This window comes from Dethiosulfovibrio peptidovorans (assembly GCA_002748665.1).
Classification (GTDB): domain Bacteria; phylum Synergistota; class Synergistia; order Synergistales; family Dethiosulfovibrionaceae; genus Dethiosulfovibrio; species Dethiosulfovibrio peptidovorans_A.
The window spans coordinates 15,463-34,662 of sequence record PDTB01000028.1; the positions used below are offsets into that span (position 1 = coordinate 15,463).

Annotated in this window: 20 protein-coding genes; 1 reads left to right on the top strand and 19 read right to left on the bottom strand. The window is 55.8% G+C overall.

Features of this window, described 5'->3' with window-relative positions:
• Window positions 1-45 precede the first annotated feature (45 nt).
• The 11 genes from CSA35_08360 to CSA35_08410 form a co-directional block, all read right to left on the bottom strand.
• A complete protein-coding gene (locus CSA35_08360; GenBank protein PIE53981.1) occupies window positions 46-2,442 on the bottom strand; it encodes a phenylalanine--tRNA ligase subunit beta in 2,397 nt (798 codons plus the stop codon).
• Window positions 2,439-3,479 (bottom strand): phenylalanine--tRNA ligase subunit alpha, encoded by a 1,041-nt coding sequence (locus CSA35_08365; GenBank protein ID PIE53982.1) that lies wholly within the window; start codon window positions 3,477-3,479, stop codon window positions 2,439-2,441. The genes CSA35_08360 and CSA35_08365 overlap by 4 nt, the downstream gene beginning before the upstream one ends.
• Entirely contained in the window at window positions 3,480-4,169 is a 690-nt protein-coding gene (locus CSA35_08370; GenBank protein PIE53983.1) for a potassium transporter KtrA, read from the bottom strand. It abuts the gene before it with no gap.
• A 14-nt stretch (window positions 4,170-4,183) separates the two neighbouring features.
• Window positions 4,184-5,503, bottom strand: a complete 1,320-nt coding sequence (locus CSA35_08375) for a potassium transporter Trk (GenBank protein ID PIE53984.1) — start codon at window positions 5,501-5,503, stop codon at window positions 4,184-4,186.
• A complete protein-coding gene (locus CSA35_08380; GenBank protein PIE53985.1) occupies window positions 5,503-5,859 on the bottom strand; it encodes a 50S ribosomal protein L20 in 357 nt (118 codons plus the stop codon). The genes CSA35_08375 and CSA35_08380 overlap by 1 nt, the downstream gene beginning before the upstream one ends.
• A 32-nt stretch (window positions 5,860-5,891) precedes the next feature.
• Window positions 5,892-6,089, bottom strand: a complete 198-nt coding sequence (locus CSA35_08385) for a 50S ribosomal protein L35 (GenBank protein PIE53986.1) — start codon at window positions 6,087-6,089, stop codon at window positions 5,892-5,894.
• 53 nt (window positions 6,090-6,142) lie between these two features.
• Complete coding sequence (locus CSA35_08390; GenBank protein PIE53987.1) at window positions 6,143-6,706, bottom strand: translation initiation factor IF-3; 564 nt, start codon at window positions 6,704-6,706, stop codon at window positions 6,143-6,145.
• Between the two features lie 192 nt (window positions 6,707-6,898).
• A complete protein-coding gene (locus CSA35_08395) occupies window positions 6,899-8,758 on the bottom strand; it encodes a threonine--tRNA ligase (GenBank protein ID PIE54004.1) in 1,860 nt (619 codons plus the stop codon).
• Window positions 8,759-8,864: 106 nt separating this feature from the next.
• Window positions 8,865-9,353, bottom strand: coding sequence for a dUTP diphosphatase (locus tag CSA35_08400; GenBank protein ID PIE53988.1), 489 nt, complete (start codon window positions 9,351-9,353; stop codon window positions 8,865-8,867).
• A gap of 11 nt (window positions 9,354-9,364) precedes the next feature.
• Window positions 9,365-11,617, bottom strand: coding sequence for a polyribonucleotide nucleotidyltransferase (locus tag CSA35_08405; GenBank protein ID PIE53989.1), 2,253 nt, complete (start codon window positions 11,615-11,617; stop codon window positions 9,365-9,367).
• Between the two features lie 111 nt (window positions 11,618-11,728).
• Window positions 11,729-11,995, bottom strand: a complete 267-nt coding sequence (locus CSA35_08410; GenBank protein ID PIE53990.1) for a 30S ribosomal protein S15 — start codon at window positions 11,993-11,995, stop codon at window positions 11,729-11,731.
• Window positions 11,996-12,242: 247 nt separating this feature from the next.
• On the opposite strand from CSA35_08410, the gene CSA35_08415 reads away from it, so the two are divergent.
• The gene (locus tag CSA35_08415; protein ID PIE53991.1) at window positions 12,243-12,935 is read left to right on the top strand and encodes a DNA-binding response regulator; all 693 of its coding nucleotides are present in this window, start codon (window positions 12,243-12,245) and stop codon (window positions 12,933-12,935) included.
• A 160-nt stretch (window positions 12,936-13,095) separates the two neighbouring features.
• Here CSA35_08415 and CSA35_08420 read toward each other — a convergent pair whose 3' ends face one another.
• From CSA35_08420 to CSA35_08455, 8 genes are all read right to left on the bottom strand, one after another.
• Window positions 13,096-14,484, bottom strand: coding sequence for a protease (locus tag CSA35_08420; protein ID PIE53992.1), 1,389 nt, complete (start codon window positions 14,482-14,484; stop codon window positions 13,096-13,098).
• 336 nt (window positions 14,485-14,820) lie between these two features.
• Window positions 14,821-16,050 (bottom strand): 7-keto-8-aminopelargonate synthetase, encoded by a 1,230-nt coding sequence (locus CSA35_08425; protein PIE54005.1) that lies wholly within the window; start codon window positions 16,048-16,050, stop codon window positions 14,821-14,823.
• A gap of 11 nt (window positions 16,051-16,061) precedes the next feature.
• Complete coding sequence (locus tag CSA35_08430) at window positions 16,062-16,841, bottom strand: hypothetical protein (protein PIE53993.1); 780 nt, start codon at window positions 16,839-16,841, stop codon at window positions 16,062-16,064.
• Window positions 16,841-17,572, bottom strand: coding sequence for a hypothetical protein (locus CSA35_08435; GenBank protein PIE53994.1), 732 nt, complete (start codon window positions 17,570-17,572; stop codon window positions 16,841-16,843). The genes CSA35_08430 and CSA35_08435 overlap by 1 nt, the downstream gene beginning before the upstream one ends.
• Window positions 17,573-17,592: 20 nt before the next feature.
• Entirely contained in the window at window positions 17,593-18,375 is a 783-nt protein-coding gene (locus tag CSA35_08440) for a preprotein translocase YidC (GenBank protein ID PIE54006.1), read from the bottom strand.
• Between the two features lie 5 nt (window positions 18,376-18,380).
• Complete coding sequence (locus CSA35_08445; GenBank protein PIE53995.1) at window positions 18,381-18,635, bottom strand: membrane protein insertion efficiency factor YidD; 255 nt, start codon at window positions 18,633-18,635, stop codon at window positions 18,381-18,383.
• Window positions 18,629-19,018, bottom strand: a complete 390-nt coding sequence (locus CSA35_08450; GenBank protein ID PIE54007.1) for a ribonuclease P protein component — start codon at window positions 19,016-19,018, stop codon at window positions 18,629-18,631. Before CSA35_08450 ends, CSA35_08445 begins: the two co-directional genes overlap by 7 nt.
• Complete coding sequence (locus CSA35_08455) at window positions 19,011-19,145, bottom strand: 50S ribosomal protein L34 (GenBank protein ID PIE53996.1); 135 nt, start codon at window positions 19,143-19,145, stop codon at window positions 19,011-19,013. The genes CSA35_08450 and CSA35_08455 overlap by 8 nt, the downstream gene beginning before the upstream one ends.
• Window positions 19,146-19,200: the final 55 nt, after the last annotated feature.

A 19,200-nucleotide genomic window follows, 5' to 3' on the forward strand; every position in this document is an offset into this window, starting at 1 on the left:
GATCCCTCCAGCTTTGCGGACATGCCCGCAGTGTATCTCCGCCACTCAGCGGAGAGTGTACCCCATCCCCTCCAGTCGGGAACGGACCTGACCGTGAATTTGGTCCACCTCCACGTCCTGCAGGGTTCTGTCGTTTCGACGATAGGTCAGGGAAAAGGCCACGCTTCGCTGTCCCTCGGGGACCCCATCTCCTCGGTAGATATCGAAGAGATACACCGACGCCAGCAGATCTCCAGCGACCGATCGAATGTGCTCGATCACCAAGGTCACCGGTGTGGACTCGTCAATCAGCAGAGAGACATCCCGAAAGACACCGGGATAGGCCGATCCCTGGATGAAACTCCGCTCTGGCTGAGGAACCAACGGCGCCAGATCAAACTCGAAACAATAAATCGGGCCATCCAGCCCCATCTTCTCTTGAATCTCCGGCTTGAGTCTGACGAGAAATCCCACGACAGCCCCATCATACACGATGTGGGCCGTTTGCCCAAGATGGCCGAAGGGCTCTTCTCCCTGGACGAACTCCAGAGAAATACCCCGCCCGAGGGCCAGGGATTGGATATCCGATTTAACGGAGAGCAGATCGTCCAGGAAGGCCTCCCCATAAGGGTTTCGACGGTCCTTCCCCACGAAAACCAAACCAGCGACCCGATCCCGTTCGACGAGTTTTTCCTGCACGACGGGGAAAATACGTCCGATCTCGAACAGCCGGACAGCCCCTCGCCATCCAGAACGGACGGTCCGTTCAAGGGCCTCCATAAGCCCGGGAAGCATGGTCGAACGCATAACGGAGTTCTGGGCACTCAAGGGGTTGGTCAGAGACAGAAAATCCCCTCTGGGATCGTCCGTCAACCGAAGGAGCTCCGCGTATCGGGGAGAGTGAAAACTGTAGGAGACGACCTCCGTGTATCCCCGAGCTATGGCATGCACCCGAAGCTCTCGAACTGCGGACGTCACGGGATCCAGGCCACCAGAACCATGTGTACAGCCGGGGATCTTGGGGGTGATGTGGTCGTATCCCCGGATTCGGGCTACCTCCTCAATCAGATCTTCCTCAATAGCCATATCCGGCCTGAAAGACGGGATGACAAAACGACGGACGACTCCATCGTCATCCAGGGGGACCAGCCCCAGGCTAACCAAAAGCGACGTCGCCTTGTCCATGTCGGCCCAACCCACGATCCGACGAAGTTTTTTCTCCGTCAATGTCGCCGTGACCGGCCGAGGAAGACCTCGGGTCGCCACGACGGCCCCAACCTCAGGAACACCACATCCCCAGCTTCGCAGGCACTCCACAGCGTAGGACAACGCCTCCTCGGGAAGGGAGGGATCCACTCCTCGGGCGAATCGATAGGACGCCTCGCTCGCAAGCCCCAGGTGTCGGGAGGTTCCCCCCACTCGGGGTGCGTCAAAGGACGCACTCTCCAGGAGAACCGTCGTGGTTCCATCGTGGATCTCCGAGTTCAGCCCCCCCATAACGCCGGCCAAGGCCACGATCTCATCGCCGCTACAGATAACCAGATCAGAGGACTGAAGTGTCCGTTCCTTGTGGTCCAGGGTGAGGAAAAGCTCCCCCTCCCGGGCGGCTCGAACCGAGATGGAGCTCCCGGGAAGACGATCCATATCGAAGCCATGGAGAGGTTGCCCCAAAGCCAACATGGTCAGGTTAGTCGCGTCCACCACGTTGTTCACCGGCCGAACACCGCACAAAGCCAGACGGATACGGACCGACAGAGGGGAGGGCGCGACAACGACATCCCGAACCATACCCATAGTGTAGAGGAGGCACCCATCGTCCTCCAGGGTAACGCCCCCGAAAGGACGGCTCCATGAGGGGGCACCGTCAAGTTGAACACGGGGCTTTTCCCGAACAATAGTCTCGGGAAACAGGGCGGCCACCTCTCGAACGACGCCTCTCATGCTCAGCATGTCCCCCCGGTTCGGCGTTATGGAGAGCTCCAGAAGAAGATCGTCCAACCCTAAAGCTCTCACCACATCCTGACCAGGCGAGAGATCGTCAGGAAGGATCAGAATTCCCTCCTCGATGGCTGCATCAGGAACGCCCAGTTCACGGGCCGAGAGCATCATGCCAGGACTGGCGATTCCGTCAAAATCTCGAACAGAAAGGACCATACCATCCGCAAGAACCGAGCCCGGCGGTCCATAAGGGACCAGATCGCCGACGGTCACGTTTGTCGCAGCTGTGACACATTGAACCGCCCCATCTTGCCCCGTATTCAGGGTAACAACTTGAAGGGTTCCTTTGGTGGCATGGGGTTCTAAATGCGTCACCCGAGCAACCACAACTCCAGCCAATTTGCCACAAGGCCGATGGATTCTCTCAATCTCGTTCCCGGTCACGGTCAGCCTCTCGGCCACGGTATCTGGCGCTAGAGGCAAGTCCACCAGTTCGTTCAGCCAATTCCAAGAGACGAGCATCACAGAGCCCTCCCAGAGAGAAGATACGACAGATCGCCCTCAAACAGAGGACGAAGATCCCGAATATCGTATTTAAGCATCGCAATTCTATCCAGTCCCATCCCCCAGGCAAAGCCACTATAACGCTCAGGATCGACACCGCCGAATCGAAGCACATTAGGGTGGACCATCCCCATGCCGCCGATCTCCAGCCACCCACTTCCCCGGCACACCCGACAGTCTGGGATCTTGCCGGAACAGGCGATACAGCGAATGTCCACCTCCATGGACGGCTCGGTGAAGGGGAAATAACTGGATCGATATCGGGCTTCGACCGACCGGTCAAATACAGCCGAAAGCATCGCCTCCAAGCATCCCTTCAGGTGGGCGATGGAGATATCCTCCTCCACCAGAAGCCCCTCTATCTGGTGAAACATGGGAGAGTGGGTGGGGTCGCTATCCCGCCGATATACCTTACCCGGACAGGCAACCCGAAGAGGTGCCCCCATGGACAGCATCGATCGAATCTGAACCGGTGACGTATGAGTCCGCAAAAGCCGTCCGTCGTCAAAGTAGAAAGTGTCCTGCATGTCCCTGGCCGGATGGTGAGCAGGGATGTTCAGTGCCTCGAAATTATGAAAATCGTCCTCCACCTCAGGGCCCAGAGCGACGGTGAATCCCAATCCGGCGAGGACCTCCACCACGTCGTACATCACCTGCATAACGGGGTGGACTCCGCCAACGGGCCGTCCCCGTCCAGGCTGGGTGACATCGACAAAATCCTGCATCTCCTGACGCTGACGATCAGCCTTTTCGGCCTGAGCCGTACGTTGCGTCAACGCATCCTCCAACTCGTTTTTGAGGCTGTTGATGAACTGACCGGCCTGAGGACGCTCCTCTTGAGAAAGGCTTCCCAGAGATTTGAGCAAAGCGGTAACCCGCCCCTTTTTCCCTAAATAACAAACCCGAATGTTCTTCAGGTCATGAACGTTCTCGACATGCTCCAATTCAGCCAGAAAGGCTCTCCGTATCTCTGCTATCTCGTTTGATAACTGACTCACCTAAACCTCCCCTTCCGACGGTCTGTCCTGAACTCTTTCCACCCAAGACTCCAGCCTTTTCCGATCCCCTACCAAAAGCAGTCGATCACCGTTTTGGATCGTCTCTGCAGGATTGGGAAGGATTTTACCGCCTCCTCGGTCCAAAAGGAGGACCATAGCACCGTATTTTTCTTGAAAATTCACATCGACCAGCGACTTACCCATCATCTCGGGCAAGGGAGCCAGCTCACCAACGATGTACTCGTTCCCCGGAATCTGGGAAAAATTCGTCAACCAGGGATGAATGAACTGATCAGCCAGGCGAGCTCCCATGTCCCTCTCGGGAAAGATCACCCGATGAGCACCCACCCGAGCCAGCACTCTGGCATGAAGGGCCGTCTGGGCTCGGGCGACGACCTGCCCGATGTTGAGCCCTTTCAGAAGGGCCGTCGTCAGGATACTGGCCTCGATATTCTCGCCGATGGCCACAACCGCCACGTTGGCCTCCTTCGCCCCGACCTTGATCAAAGCGTCCTCGTCAGTGGCGTCAAGCTCGGCAGCGTAGTCCACCAGATCGGCAACCCCTGCCACCCTATCGTGAAGCTCATCCACCGCAACCACCCTCTGTCCCAAAGCCACTAAGCGCTCGCACAGAGAAAAACCGAAACGGCCCAACCCGACCACGAAGTAGGTTCGAACCTCTTGAGACACGGATATCACCCTTTCTATCCGATGGATACAGGCGCCTCGGCATAGGTCACCGTATGGGACGTTTCCTTATGCAAAACGCTGAACATGAAGGTGAGAATACCGACCCGCCCCCAAAACATCAACAGGATCAATTCGCATTTTCCGATCCAGGAGAGCTCCGAGGTTATGCCCATCGACAGGCCGACGGTCCCCAGGGCCGAGACAACCTCGAAGACCAGGCTCCTAAAGGACAGGGACTCACTCAGGCTGATGAGCAATATCCCTGCCACCAGAGTGATCATGTACAGAATCGCCAGCATCATAGCCTGCAAAACGGTGCTCTGAGCCACAGTTCGACGCCAGAGGACCAGCTGAGACTCTCCCCTGGTGTTGAAAAACGCCGAGGACATGAGCAAACCAAAGGTGGTCGTCTTCATACCGCCCCCCGTCGAGCCCGGCGAAGCCCCAATGACCATGAGCAGCATAATGACAAAGACTCCCACGGAGGAGAGATCTCCCATGGAGATCGTGTTGAAACCCGCGGTTCTGGGGGTCACCGAACAAAACAGGGCGTTCCAGAGCTTCAGGGCAGGCGAGAACCCCGCAAGCCCGCGAGTCCACTCGGTAAGGGCCAGTATAGCTGTCCCAGACAGAATCAAGGCCACGGTAAGGACCAGCACCAACCTCGTATGGACCGATAACCGCCGCCGATACCGGAAACGGCTCCATAGCTCCCAGAGGACCACGAACCCTACTCCTCCAAGGACGATGAGGACCATCACCACGCCGGAGACGAACCATCCCGACGTGAATCGGGCCAGACTGTCGGAAAACGGCGAAAAACCAGCGTTGCAGAAGGCACTCACGCTATGAAAGAGAGCATACCAGAGGGACGTCCCTACATCGAATCTCTGGTGAAATCCGAAGAAAAGAGGGATCATACAGACTCCCTCGATCAGGAGCGTCATCTTGACGATCCTGGCCACCAGACGAACGGCACCGGAGGGGCCTCTCAAGCCTATGCTCCCGGCGAACAAAAGTCGTTCCCGAATGCCGATATGACGCCGGAACAGGAGAAGGGCGAATGTAGCTGCGGTCATCACTCCCAGCCCCCCCAACTGAATGAGCGCTAACAATATCCATTGGGACGGAACACTCAGCCCCGTGCCGGTGTCCACCACCGTCAACCCCGTAACACACACCGCCGAGGTAGAGGTAAACAGAGCATCCAAAACAGACAGAGGCTGCCCTCCCCAACGATTACAGCCCCATAGCAGAAGGGCTCCTATCACAATTAATGATAGGAACCCTCCGACGATAACCCGTTCAACCCGTATGGCGCTGTAGGTTTTCACTATACCTGGAGAGCCTCTTTGGCTTTCACGGCCAGAGCCTCGAAGGCAGGCATATCGTTCACGGCCAGATCAGCCAACATCTTTCGGTTAATCTGGATATCAGCTTTTTTCAAGCCGTTGATAAGGGAGCTGTAGTTCAGCTCGTGCATCCGAGCGGCGGCGTTGATTCTGGTGATCCAGAGCCTTCGGAAATCACGTTTTTTGAGCTTTCGATCAGCGTACATACTGGTCAGAGAGTGAAGGTACGCCTCCCTGGCCCGGCGGTAGACGTTCTTCTTTCGCCCGAAGTAGCCCTTGGTGATGGAAAAAAGTTTTTTTCTCTTTCTATCGCTTGAACTTGCTGCTTTGACACGCATGACACGTCACCTCTCGATACAAATCTGCCCAATCAGGCGTAGGGCATGAGCTTCTTCATGGTCTCCGTCAGGGTATCGTTCAGGATACCGTTTTGACGAAGCCGCCGAAGCCGTCGGGAGTTTTTGGTCTTCAAGAGATGAGAGCGACCACATTTTTTGTAGGACACTTTACCTCCGGCAGAGAAGGAAAAACGCTTCTTGGCGCCGGAATGGGTTTTCATCTTAGGCATGGGGATACCCTCCTTACAACATATCAATCCCCGCAGGGGTCAATTCTGACAAATTATTCCTCTCCAGACGCCCGTTTGGCGCCCGCTTCTTTCTGCTGAGGGGTGGGCGTCAGCATCATCCGCATATACCGCCCCTCCATTCGGGGATAGCCCTCCACCTTGCCCAGGTCTTCGCAGTCCTTGGAAACCCTGTCCAAGACCTCTTTTCCTCGGTCAAGAAAGGCCATCTCCCGCCCTCGAAAGAAGATCGACACCTTAACTCGATGACCGTTCTCCAGGAAACTCCTGATGGCCTTGGTTTTGAAATTGTAGTCGTGTTCGTCGATCTTGGGACGCATCTTCATCTCTTTGAGGGTCTGTGTCTTCTGCTTCTTTCGGGCGTCCTTCTCCCGCTTCTGCTGCTGGTACCGGAACTTCCCGTAATCCAGAATGCGACACACCGGCGGCTTAGCATCGGGGGCCACCTCGACCAGATCCAGATCCTTGGAGATCGCGATTTCCTGGGCCTCGTCTATGGACAACACCCCTACCTTGCTCCCCTGATCGTCGATGACCAGAACCTCCTTAGCGGAGATCTCTTCGTTGACCCTCGGCTCGTCAGAAAGTTTCTTAGCTATAACGGTTCACCTCCATAAAAAATACACGTTAAAGAAGGGGCCACAGGGCCCCCTCAATACAGACGATAGATAGACAAAACTACCTGTTCGCCGAAAAAACCAGATAACTGCTTCTGCGTCATCAGGTGAGGAGGGAACCCCTTCTTCTTCCGTAATGTATATAACGAGGGTATGATACCATCTACTCCACCGTTAGGCAAGTGGTGTCGAAAGAGGATTAAGCTGGCCCTCCAGGTGGGTGATCAGATCCTCCACCATCATGGACCCCAGATCCCCCTCAGAACGATCACGAACAGCTACCGTGCCTGAATCCCGCTCCTTGTCGCCGACGACGAGCATAAAGGGAACCTTCTCCATCTGAGCATCACGGATCTTCCTGCCAAGCTTCTCATCTCGAAGATCGAGCTCGACCCGATAATCCAGGGCCTCAAGTTTTCTCATGAGCTCAAGAGCATACTCCCTGTGATCCTCACTCACGGCCAGGATCTTCAACTGAACCGGCGCGATCCAGAAGGGGAAGGCACCAGCGTAGTGCTCGATAAGGATGCCGAGGAAGCGCTCCAGGCTGCCCAGAATTGTTCGATGAAGCATGGCGGGGCGATGTTCTTTGCCGTCGGATCCAATGTAGGTGATATCGAATTTCTCGGGCATCTGAAAATCGAGCTGTATCGTGCCGCACTGCCACGTCCGCCCGATACAGTCCTCCAGGTGGAAGTCTATCTTGGGACCGTAGAACGCCCCATCACCGGGATTGAGGACATATTCAGTGCCCCGGGCCTCCAGAACCTCCTGAAGGGACTTCTCCGCCAAATCCCACAGCTCGTCCGATCCCATCGAGTTCTCCGGCCTTGTAGACAGCTCCACATGGTATTTAAAACCAAAGATATTCGAGTAGGTATAGTCCACCATGTCCATGATCAGAGATACCTCATCGGCAATCTGATCGGGCATACAGTAGTGATGGGCGTCATCCTGGGTAAAGCAACGCACTCTCATGAGCCCGTGCAGCACGCCGGACTTCTCGTGACGGTGTACCACCCCCAACTCCGCCATTCGCATGGGGAGGTCTCGATAGCTGTGGAGGTCCGCGTTGTAGACCAGGATACCGCCGGGACAGTTCATGGGTTTGATGGCATACGGCTGCTCGTCAATCTCGGTAAAATACATATTGTCCTGGTAATGGTCCCAATGGCCTGACTGCATCCACAGATCTCGGTTGAGGATGAGAGGCGTCCTGATCTCATCATAGCCGTTTCGGCGATGATGCTTGCGCCAAAAGTCCACCAGGGTGTTGATAACGACCATGCCTTTGGGGTGAAAGAAAGGGAAACCGGGCCCTTCCCTGTGAAGGGAGAAAAGACCAAGTTCACGACCGAGCTTGCGATGATCCCTCTTTCGGGCTTCCTCCATACGACGAATATATTCGTCCAACTCCTCCTTAGACGGAAAGGCCGTGCCGTAAATTCGGGTCAACATGATGTTGTTCTCATCGCCACGCCAATAGGCACCGGCTACGGAGAGAAGCTTGAAATTCTTCAGAAACCGGGTGTTTGGAACGTGAGGGCCTCGACAGAGATCTACGTATTCCTCCTGCCAGTAGACGTTGACCGAGCTGTCCTCGACCGCCTCCAGGATCTCCACCTTGTACGGATTCTTCCTCTCCCTGAAGAGATCGACAGCCTCCTCGATGGGGAGCCGCACCCTCGTCAGGGGAACGGCTTTTTTCACGATACGATGCATCTCCTTCTCTAAAGCCGGAAAATCAGCCTCGGAGATGGGCTCCTTAAACTCGATATCGTAGTAGAAGCCGTCCTTGATCACCGGCCCGATAGCCACGACGGCACCGGGAAAGAGCCTCGTTACCGCCTGGGCCAGCAGATGGGCTGTCGAGTGGCGCAGAATTTCCAGTCCTTCCTCGGAGTTTGAGATAACAGGCTCAACCGTAGCGTCACACTTTATCGGTACATTCAGGTCTAAAAGCTCCCCGTTGACCTTGGCTGCCAAGGCTCCCTTATCCTGTTTAAACTTTTTCAGAATATCGCCAGCCAACATGGGGTCTGCTTCCAAGACCTGACCATCAACATCGGAAAAACGAATCACGTCCATCCCCTGCCTTTCTTCCGAGCGGAGCCCCTCGCTCCGCCGCTCTCGACGACCCCTACGATGGGTCGTCGTCCTCCTGCCCTTCCCGACGGTTGTGAACAGCTGCGCCCCCGGTACTACCGAATCCACCGAGACCTCGTACGGTGGTATCCAGCTCGTCCACCTCCTCCCAAAATCCTCGAACGACGGGTGCCAGAACCATCTGGGCAATTCGATCTCCCCGATCGATGGCAAAAGGGCGGTCGCCCAGGTTCATCAAAATCACCCGTATCTCGCCTCGATAATCCGAGTCGATGGTTCCGGGACCGTTGGGAATGATGATCTTGCGCTTCAAAGCCAGACCGCTCCGCGCGCGGATCTGCGCCTCGTATCCCTGAGGGACAGCGATCCGAAGCCCAGTTCCAATGGAGATACACTGACCTGGGCAGATGACGGTGTCCTCGGCAGCGTACAGATCCATACCCACAGCACCGACGGTCTGATAGCCGGGAAGGGGAAGCCCGTAAGCTTCCCCTTCCCGAACGACGGGAATACGTATATTCATGGCCTCAAAAACTATCTGCGACGATCGCCCCGGGGACCGCCACGACGGCGGTCATCGCCGCCTGGGCGTCGCCTCGGTCCGTCGTGTCCTCCCGATGGAGCCGGAGGAAGTTCGGAGATCGCCTTGTCCCTCTCGGCCTCAAACGGCAGATAGGCCTCCAGACCGGCCTCCTTCACCTTGGTCTCGTCAGCCAACAGCTTCTTTCTGGTGAGGTTGATCCTCCCCATATCGTCGATCTCCCGAACCATCACCAATACCTGGTCGCCGGGCTTGAACACGTCCTCGACCTTGCCCACCCTGTGGGTACTGATCTCACTGACGTGGAGCAACCCTTCCTTACCAGGAAGGACCTCGATGAAGGCCCCAAAGGCCATAAGCCGAGTCACCTTGCCGCAGAAAGCCTCACCGGCCTGAATCTCACGAACGATATCATCGATCATCTTGACGGCGGCGTTCACCTCGTCCTGAGTCACTCCGGCCACTAAAACCTGTCCATCGTCGTCGATATTGACCTTGGCACCGGTCTCCTGCGTGATTCCCCGGATGACCTTACCACCGGGTCCGATAACGTCCCGGATTTTATCCACATCGATCATCATCGTGAACATACGAGGAGCGTTGGGCGAAAGCTCCCTCGGACCCTGGATCGCCTGCTCCATAACATCCAGGATGGACATACGGGCATCCCTGGCCTGGGCGAGAGCCTGTTCCAGGATGGCCCTGGTGATCCCCCCGGCCTTATTATCCATCTGAAGTGCCGTAACTCCGTCCCGGGTACCTGCCACCTTGAAATCCATATCCCCGTAATGATCCTCGAGACCCTGGATATCGGTCAGGACGACCACCTCGTCCCCTTCCTTTATCAGCCCCATCGCGATTCCGGCCACGTGCTTCTTCAGCGGAACACCAGCACTCATCATGGCAAGACTTCCGCCACAGACCGAGGCCTGGGAGCTGGAACCGTTGGATTCCAGGATATCCGAGACCACCCGGATCACGTAGGGAAACTGCTCCTCGTCGGGGATCACCGGGGTAAGCGCCCGCTCCGCAAGAGCTCCATGACCGATCTCACGGCGGCCCGGCCCACGCATAGGCCGAACCTCTCCGACGGAGAACGGAGGGAAATTATAGTGGAGTATAAAACGCTTGTTGGGCTCGTTGTGTTTCAGGCCGTCGATAAGCTGATCGTCCTCGCCCAACATACCCAGCGTCGCCGTAGCCAAAGATTGCGTCTCGCCACGGGTGAAGACGGCTGAGCCATGGACCCGGGGCAGCAGATCGACCTCGCAGTTCAGGGCCCGAAGCTCGTCGGTCCGCCGACCGTCAGCTCGGCGACGCTCCGAAACGGTGATCCGGCGCATCATACACTTGACCCAGGATTCCACAGCCTTGGAGATATACGAACCCTTATCAGGATAGGACTCGGCAAAATACTCCCTCGCCCGATCCTCAAGAACCCGAATAGCCGTGCCACGCTTCTTCTTATCGTGAATCATCACGGCCTCGGCGATATCGTCCTTCAACTCGCTCTCCACCCAGCGATCTATCTCAGGGATCTCCACGGGGTGTACGATCTCGGCCTTGGGACGACCGATCTCCTCCCTCATTCGGAGCTGAAGCGCAACGATCTTTTTGATCTCACCGTGAGCCAGCTCCAGAGCGTCCACCAATAAATCCTCCGAGACCTCCTGGGCTCCCGCCTCGACCATCGTAATACCGTCGGCATGACCAGATACCAAGAGCTCCAGAGTGCTGGATTCCATCTGTTCCTCAGTGGGATTCACAACCAGAGCACCGTCCACATAGCCGATCCGAACAGCCCCCACAGGACCACCCCAGGGAATATCCGATATCGTCAGGGCAGCCGAGGCGGCGTTGATTGCCAGGACATTCGGCGAGTTCTGCTGATCCACCGACAGGACCGTCGCCACGACGTGGACATCGTGACGCATCCAGTCCTGAAACAAAGACCGAATCGACCGGTCAATCACCCGGGCACTCAGGATCGCCGTCTGAGAGGGACGCCCCTCCCTCTTTATAAAGCCACCGGGAATCTTCCCGGCAGAATAAAATCGTTCCTCAAAATCGACGAGAAGCGGAAAGAAATCCAGCCCCTCGCGAGGTTTCTCTGTCATACACGCCGTGGTCAGGACCACGGTCTCTCCCTGAGAGGCCCAGATAGCCCCCGAAGCCTGTTTGGCGACCTTCCCTGTCTCAAAAACCAGGTCCTGTTCACCGATGCGAATCTGATACGTCTTGTGCATATGTCGTTTTCCTCCTTATGTTCCGACCCTTTTCAATACCGTTAAGCATACCACAGATAAGGACAAAAAAGAGCGGAGACGGACAAAATCCGTCTCCGCTCAATCGGCAACTTAGTGCCTCAGACCAAGACGCTCGATGAGCGTCTTGTATCGATTGAAATTCTTGTTCTTCAGATACCGAAGCAACTTCCTGCGACGACCAACCATAGTAAGAAGACCTTTTTTGGAGTGATGGTCGTGTTTGTGAATCTTCAGATGTTCGGTTAGATCCCGAATTCTCTTCGTGAGAATCGCAATTTGAACCTCTGGAGATCCTGTGTCCGTAGAATGAAAATGAAAATCGTTGATAATGTCACTCTTCTGTTCCCTGGAAAGCATTATACACACCTCTGCAGTGGCCTTTAGGCCAAATTCCCGAGTCCACGTGAGCCCATACCGGGCAGACCTAGATTCGGGTCTGGGTCATTGTATCATTATCTTTTTCAGGTGGCAAGAAAAGGATATTGATAAAAAACCAGTAAAACAACCGATATTCACACTAGACAATTCTCTGTCTTTATGTTTTAATACACCTATAGTGACCGTTAGGTCGATGAAACGAAACATATTTTCAGGGGTGGTAAAAATGAGAATACTTATAGTTGGAGACAAAGAAACTGCGGCCGAGGGACAGAATCAGAATCTCTTCAGCGATCTCTCCAAAGAGTTCACCGTCGTTCGAATCAGCGACCCTGACGAGGGACTCGAGATGCTGAAATCGAATAAATACGACTGTGTCGTCATCGAAAGAAACGACGCAGATGACCAGTGCGGAATGGATCTGGTGGACTTCAACAAAGAGAGCGGTATGGGGCTGCCTATCCTGGTGCTGGCGAACGATAAATCGGTGGACGACCTGGTGGTCATGTTCGAGCGAGGCGTAGACGACTACGTCGGAGCGCCTTGCGACGGCCGGGAGATTATTGCCCGTGTTCACTCCCTCATCCGAAGGAGTGCCCAGTGTCACCGCCCGCTCCTTACCTGTGGACGCCTTATCCTCGATCCTGTAGCCCGTGAGTGTCGGGTGGACAACGTCTCGGTTCCTCTCCGCCGTCGGGAGTTCGACATCCTTGAACTGCTGATGCGCCACGACAACCAGGTCTTCAGCCGCGAGAGGATCATCACGGAAGTCTGGCAAAAAGAATACGACGGCACGAGCAACGTGGTGGACGTCCACATCAAATACCTTCGGGATAAGCTGAGAGAGCACAAGATGGACTCCATCGTCGTCACCGTGCGAGGGGTGGGCTACAAGGTTCAGTGCAGCGAGTTCAATTAATTAACCACTGTCGATAAAAAAGGTCGAGCTGGATCATGACGATCTGGCTCGACCTTTTTTATACGGCATCTCTGAAAACTCAGCTTCCCGGCGAGGTCATTTCAACGGAGCCCATTCGAGGTGCTCTTGTTGGTACAGGCGTATGAACCTGAGCGTCTCTCTACCGATCTCCCAGCGAGAGGGACAAAAAGCTGGTTCGTCCGTCCCTGCTGACGAGGAGGACCGCCGCCGACTTGCTGCGTTTCATGGCTCGAGCCAGATCAGACGGTGAATGCAGTGACTTTCCGTTAGCCTCGAGAATCACGTCTCCCTCTTTCAATCCGGCCATCGCCGCTACCGATCTCTCGTCAACTCCCGTGATCACGACGCCATCATCGGTGGAGAGGCGATATTTCTCCCGAAGCTGCGACGAATTTTTAGCCACCTTGACACCTAGACGATCGACCTGGCCCGAATCCGAATCGCCGAAGGCAGTCGTATCGTCCACATCGGTCAGAGTGGCGGACAGGGTTTTGGGATGTCCCTTTCGGATAACCTCCAGCTTCACCGTGTCGCCAGCCATGTGCTGACGGACTTTCATGACGAAATCTTTGTGATCCTTCACCGGCGAATCGTTCAGGGAGATGACCACGTCGCCTCTCTGGACCCCTGCCTTCGACGCCGGGGAATCGGGCATGACGTCGCTGACGACAGCTCCGTCGGTTCCCTTCAGCTTGTAAGCCTCGGCAAAATCCTTCGTAACGGGCTGGATGTACACCCCGAGCCACCCTCTGCGGACCTTGCCGTATTTCACGATGTCGGCCATGACCTGTTTTGCCATGTTGACGGGAATGGCGAAGCCTATCCCCTGGGCATAGGGAATGATGGCCGTGTTGATGCCGATAACCTTGCCGTCGAGATTCAACAACGGACCGCCGCTGTTGCCCGGGTTGATCGCCGCGTCCGTCTGAAGGAACCCGTCAAAGTTGAAATTCTTGGCATGAATACTGCGGTTTTTAGCCGAAACCACGCCGACTGTGACCGTGTGTTCCAGTCCCAGGGGATTACCGATAGCGACGGCCCACTCGCCCACTTTCGTGGTGTCAGAATCGCCCAGCTCCAAGGTTGGCAGCTCAGACGCGTCAATCTGAAGGACGGCCAGATCAAAGGTGGGATCCTTACCCACGACCTTGGCCTCGAACTCCCGTCCATCCGACAGGGTCACCGTGATCTTGTCGGCATCGGCCACGACATGGCAGTTGGTGAGAACTTTGCCGTCAGTGCTGACGATAAATCCCGATCCCTTCCCCCGCATGGGAACCATCCGGGAAAACTCCTTAAACTGTTTCCCGAAAAACTCCCGAAAAAACGGATCGTCCCCAAACGGCGACATACTCCGTCGAACCATGGCCTCCGTGTCGATATTGACCACAGCAGGAGAGGACTGCTCCGCTATAGCCGCCACCGGATTACCCGTATAGACATCCTGAGCCCAGGCCAGAGACGTGGCAGCAAGAGAAAAAGCCAAAAGCAGCGATACTCCCAAACCTTGTCTTATTTTCATTCTCATAATAAAACACCTCCGAATGTATTCTGCATCACACTGTACACCAGAGATAATCCGGTGACATCGTCATTTTTACCGAAGCCCATACCTGAGGAATCACCGAACAGCCTACAGGAAACCTCTAAAAACTCAGAAACTCGCCTCAGATCGTTTCGACGGAGCCCATTCATCTACATAAGGCGACGGTATGGAACAGGCAGGTCAAAAAATACGTTTGGGCGAGACAGGAATCTGCTGGAACGACCTGAGGCTGGGAGACCCGGATGTGGGTCTGCAGAGGTGTCCCACAAAAAAAGCGAGATCCCCGATCGGGGACCTCGCCGTGAACGCGGCGAGAACTTACGCCTTCTCCTTGTAGGCCTTCAGGATAGACAAAACTGAGTCGATGTCGGCTGCGGTATGGTCTCCGGCGATCTGAAAACGGATCTCCTCGTCACCCTTGGGAACCACCGGATAGTTCAACCCCGTAGCGAGCACGCCGTTCTCCAGCAGGTAAGTCACCAACCGGGACGTCTCGTCGGTATTCCGAACCATGAGAGGCACCACAGGATGCTCCCCCTCAATAACCTCGTACCCCAGGTTTTTTAGCCCCGTCTCGAAACGAGCCGTCATAGCCCGAAGGTGATCCAGGATAGAGCGGCCCTCCGCGCTGTCCAGAATCTCCAAGGCCCTCGCCGTGGCGCAGGCCTCGCCGGCAGATATAGGATTGGAGTAGATATACATGGGAGCGTGCTCCCGAAGATACGTTACAATTGTTTTTTCACCGACAACGTACCCTCCATTCACGCAGTACGCCTTGCCCAAAGTGCCGATAAGCACGTCAGCCCGGCCCCCCGTGTACTCCTCGGTTCCCCGGCCCGTCGCCCCGAAGGCTCCTACACCGTGGGAATCGTCCACCACCAGAACAATATTCTCAGGGAAACGACTGTCGTGCTTGCGAACGAGGGCCTCGATCTCCTTCAGGGGAGCATGGTCTCCCCTCATGCTGAAAATACCGTCGGTGACCACGATAAGGCGTTTGGCTCCCACCGCCTCTTCAATTCGCTTTTCCAACTCGGCCACGTCGTTGTGAGCATAGACGGATTTAGAGAGAGGCCGCGAGAGACGAATGGCGTTGATGATACAGTTATGATTCAGTTCGTCGCTGACCACCGCGGTTTCCCTGGAGATCAGGGAATACAGCACACCATTGACGGTGACGTACGCCGAGTTGAAAATCATAGCCTCGTCCCGTCCGTGGAAAGCCGCCAGTTTTTTCTCCAGATTACGATGAGGCTCGAACGTCCCGCTGATAAACCGAACAGCTCCGGGCCCCACACCATAGCGTTCGGTAGCGTCCTCCTCAGCCTTCCGAAGATCGTCCCTCAGGACCAGCCCCAAGTAGGAATTGGCGTTCATTCGGATAAACGGTTTGTCTCCATATCCCTTCACGAAATACCGAGGACCACGATCACCCTGGGCCTTCTCGACCCTCTGGATGATGAGCTCCCTGCCCTTTGCCCGCCCCGAGTCCCGAAGGGACTGAAGCTCAGCGGCAAGTGTTGCAGTCAGTCTGTCGTGCATATCCATCTCTCCTTTCGTCACACATTCATCCTTCCCCCACGGGCTTCCCGAAGGACTACCAACGAGTGAAGGAGCCAGAAGAGACCGGCAAAAGCCACGCAAAACCCCAAGCCCTGACCGACCTTCAAGCCGGCGATCCGATCTCCATCTCGCAGGATATCCACGAGAAAGCGCTCCGTACCGTACAAAATCATCAGCACGGGCCATAAAAGGGGAACTCCCACGGACCGATCTCCCTGACCAATCCACCGTTCCAGCCCCCAGAGAAACAGGGCGATACAAAAAGCTCCCACGGCGTAGTAAACCTGAGTGGGATGAACAGCGCCGTAAAGCCGAGGGAAATGAACCCCCCAAGGACGTGTCGTGGACACCCCATAGCAACAGCCGTTTAAAAAGCATCCCCATCGGCCGATGGCGATACAAGCCATCATTGGGATACTTGCGGCATCGGCCACTCGCCACACCTCAACGCCGTGGCGCCGACAAAGCCATATACCGGCCAGACCGCACGATAAAGCCGCTGGGAGGGAGGACATACCCCCCTCCCAGAAACGAAGAAGCCTGGACGGATCGGCGATGTAGGCCGTCCAGTTATCAAAATAACCGCCGATACGAGCCCCTAAAAGCATGGCGACGAAACTCCAGACCAACACCGAATGCAGTCGGACCGAGTCCACAGAGTACCATCTCTCAGCCCGTCGTCTGGTCCAAAACAGAGCCACCCACAGGCCCGCCGTCCACAGCAGGTAATAACTTTGGACGGGCAGGGGACCGATGTGAAAGAGGATCGGGCGCATCAGCGCTTTCGAGCTCCTCGCTTCTTCCGTCCCTGCTGGGTCAATCTGATAGCCACCTTACGGTCGGGGTCCACGCCCACCGAGTGGGTCTCGACATCCGTTCGATCCTTCAAGGCGATATGGATAATTCGGCGTTCCCAGCTCGTCATAGAATTGAGGTACACCGTTCGACCGGTACTCAACGCCTCCCGAGCTGAGGACTCGGCCAGACGCTCAAGGGCAGCCTCCCGCCGCTCCCGATACCCGTCGCTGTCCAGACGCCCTCGGGGAACCCCGCAAGCGTGACGAACGATCAGGTTCGACAGATACTCCAGGGACTTCATCGTGTCACCGTGTTTCCCTATAATGATACCGGCATCAGCACCGGAAAGGTTGATCCGGCCATCCTCGCTGAGATTCACCGTAATCTGGAGCCCCATGAGTTTCACTATATCCTGGACAACCGACTCTTTCGTCAAATGAGCGACGGAATCACCGTCTCCGTCGGTCTCTTCTTCGTCGTCATAAGACACTTGGGGATCTTCATCCACGGGTGACGGGGGGGCCTGCTCTTCATCTTTTTGCCGAACCTCCACCCGAAGCTTCCGTCCAAACAGGCCAAAAAAGGCCTTCTCCTCGTCCAGAACCTTGACAATAAGATCATCGGGAGAGACGCTCCACCTGCGAGCTGCCTGTTCCCTGGCCTCGTTTTCCGTTTTGACCTCTAATACCATCCGATAGTCGGCCACCATGTATTCCTCCTTTCGAGAGGTTACTCCCCCTGTTTATCCTTCGCCGGTTTTTCCTTGAACAGAGCCGGCTTCCCCTCCTGGGCGGTCTTGTGGAGAACCCACCACTGCTGGCCCACCCCGATAAAGGACGACGCTCCCCAATACAACATGACCCCTCCAGGGAGACTCAAGCAGATAAAACCCATGAACAGAGGCATAAACCAACTCATCATCGCCATCTGAGGATTACTGGCAGACGTCATTCTCTGCTGATACCACGTAACGAAGATAATCAGAAGAAGCAAGGCCAGATTGGGCGCATACGCCCCAACCGAGGTCAGACCGACCGGGTTGGCCGAGATCCCCTTAAGCACCGCTAAAAAACCGATCTGACCTCCCTCGGGAGCCACCAATCCAAGAGCCTGTCCCATGGTGGAGAGGACCGACCCTTCCAGGGTGACGCCCAAAAAGGTGGCACCGCCGAAATCGGAATTCATCAAAACCCGGAAAAGAAGAATCAGGATAGGAAGCTGAACCAAAAGAGGAAGACACCCGGCAGCGGGGTTGACCTTGTTTTCCTTATACAGAGCCATCGTCTCCCGGCTCAGTCCTTCCTTGTCGTTCTTGTACTTCTCCTGAAGCATCTTGATCCGTGGCTGAAGCTTCTGCATTTTCTGCATGCTCACCAGCTGTTTGTGGTTCAGAGGATGGAGGGCCAACCGAACCAACAGAGTGAGGACGATGACGGCCAGCCCCCAGGAACCGACAAAATTATGTATGGTTGAAAGAAGACCATACATGGCATTACTCGCAGCTTCCCACAAAACGCTCACTCTCCTCGTAGTTTCAATGTATCCTCCTGCTCAGGGACCGGATCGTACCCGCCAGGATGCCAAGGCCCGCATCGCAACAGACGGAGAACAGTCAGCCAGGTACCCCGAAGAGCTCCAAAGCGACCAATAGCCTCGAGAGCATACTGAGAACAGGTCGGATGAAAGCGACAGTTTTTCCCCAAAAAAGGGGATATCAAACGTTGATATCCCCGTATACACAACAAAAGACCACGGGCTGTACGGGTTACCATTGAGGACCAGGCCAGTCGGCAGTCAGAAGCCCTGCGTGATCCATGAGAGAGGCGAGATCAAGATAAATCCTTCGGGCATCGCTCTCCAGCCCCTTTCGAGACAACCCCAGAACCAGCCAATATCCACAACAAGTCCAAGGAGCCAGCCGACGGGCCGCCTCCCTAAGCACTCTGCGCCCTCGGCTTCGGATGCAGGCATTCCCCTGTTTTTTACCGGCAACCACGCCGAAACGAGTTGTCTCGCCGGAAACCTCCAGAAACAACAACCGCACCAGCCCGCCTGAACACCGACGACCGATGCGGAACACAGTGTCAAATTCCCATCCCCGTCTCAGACGAAGCGAGGCCGGGTACGTGAGCTCCAAAACCCCGGTATTACACAGCCAGACGCCTACGCCCTTTGGCGCGGCGACGGGCCAGGATCCGACGCCCACTGGGAGAGCTGGACCGGGCCAGGAACCCCATTTTTCTCTTTCTGGGCCTGTTATGAGGCTGAAAAGTCTGTTTCATTCAACTGCACCTCCTGCCATCTGAAGGGGATCATAGAATTGACGTCAAAACAAAT

Coding starts and splice junctions, on each gene's coding strand:
- CSA35_08380 (PIE53985.1), bottom strand. CDS start 5,859: ATGCGTGTCAAAGCAGCAAGTTCAAGCGATAGAAAGAGAAAAAAACTT.
- CSA35_08385 (PIE53986.1), bottom strand. CDS start 6,089: ATGCCTAAGATGAAAACCCATTCCGGCGCCAAGAAGCGTTTTTCCTTC.
- CSA35_08395 (PIE54004.1), bottom strand. CDS start 8,758: ATGTTGGCTGGCGATATTCTGAAAAAGTTTAAACAGGATAAGGGAGCC.
- CSA35_08400 (PIE53988.1), bottom strand. CDS start 9,353: ATGAATATACGTATTCCCGTCGTTCGGGAAGGGGAAGCTTACGGGCTT.
- CSA35_08405 (PIE53989.1), bottom strand. CDS start 11,617: ATGCACAAGACGTATCAGATTCGCATCGGTGAACAGGACCTGGTTTTT.
- CSA35_08410 (PIE53990.1), bottom strand. CDS start 11,995: ATGCTTTCCAGGGAACAGAAGAGTGACATTATCAACGATTTTCATTTT.
- CSA35_08415 (PIE53991.1), top strand. CDS start 12,243: ATGAGAATACTTATAGTTGGAGACAAAGAAACTGCGGCCGAGGGACAG.
- CSA35_08420 (PIE53992.1), bottom strand. CDS start 14,484: ATGAGAATGAAAATAAGACAAGGTTTGGGAGTATCGCTGCTTTTGGCT.
- CSA35_08425 (PIE54005.1), bottom strand. CDS start 16,050: ATGGATATGCACGACAGACTGACTGCAACACTTGCCGCTGAGCTTCAG.
- CSA35_08430 (PIE53993.1), bottom strand. CDS start 16,841: ATGCGCCCGATCCTCTTTCACATCGGTCCCCTGCCCGTCCAAAGTTAT.
- CSA35_08435 (PIE53994.1), bottom strand. CDS start 17,572: ATGGTGGCCGACTATCGGATGGTATTAGAGGTCAAAACGGAAAACGAG.
- CSA35_08445 (PIE53995.1), bottom strand. CDS start 18,635: ATGGTAACCCGTACAGCCCGTGGTCTTTTGTTGTGTATACGGGGATAT.
- CSA35_08455 (PIE53996.1), bottom strand. CDS start 19,145: ATGAAACAGACTTTTCAGCCTCATAACAGGCCCAGAAAGAGAAAAATG.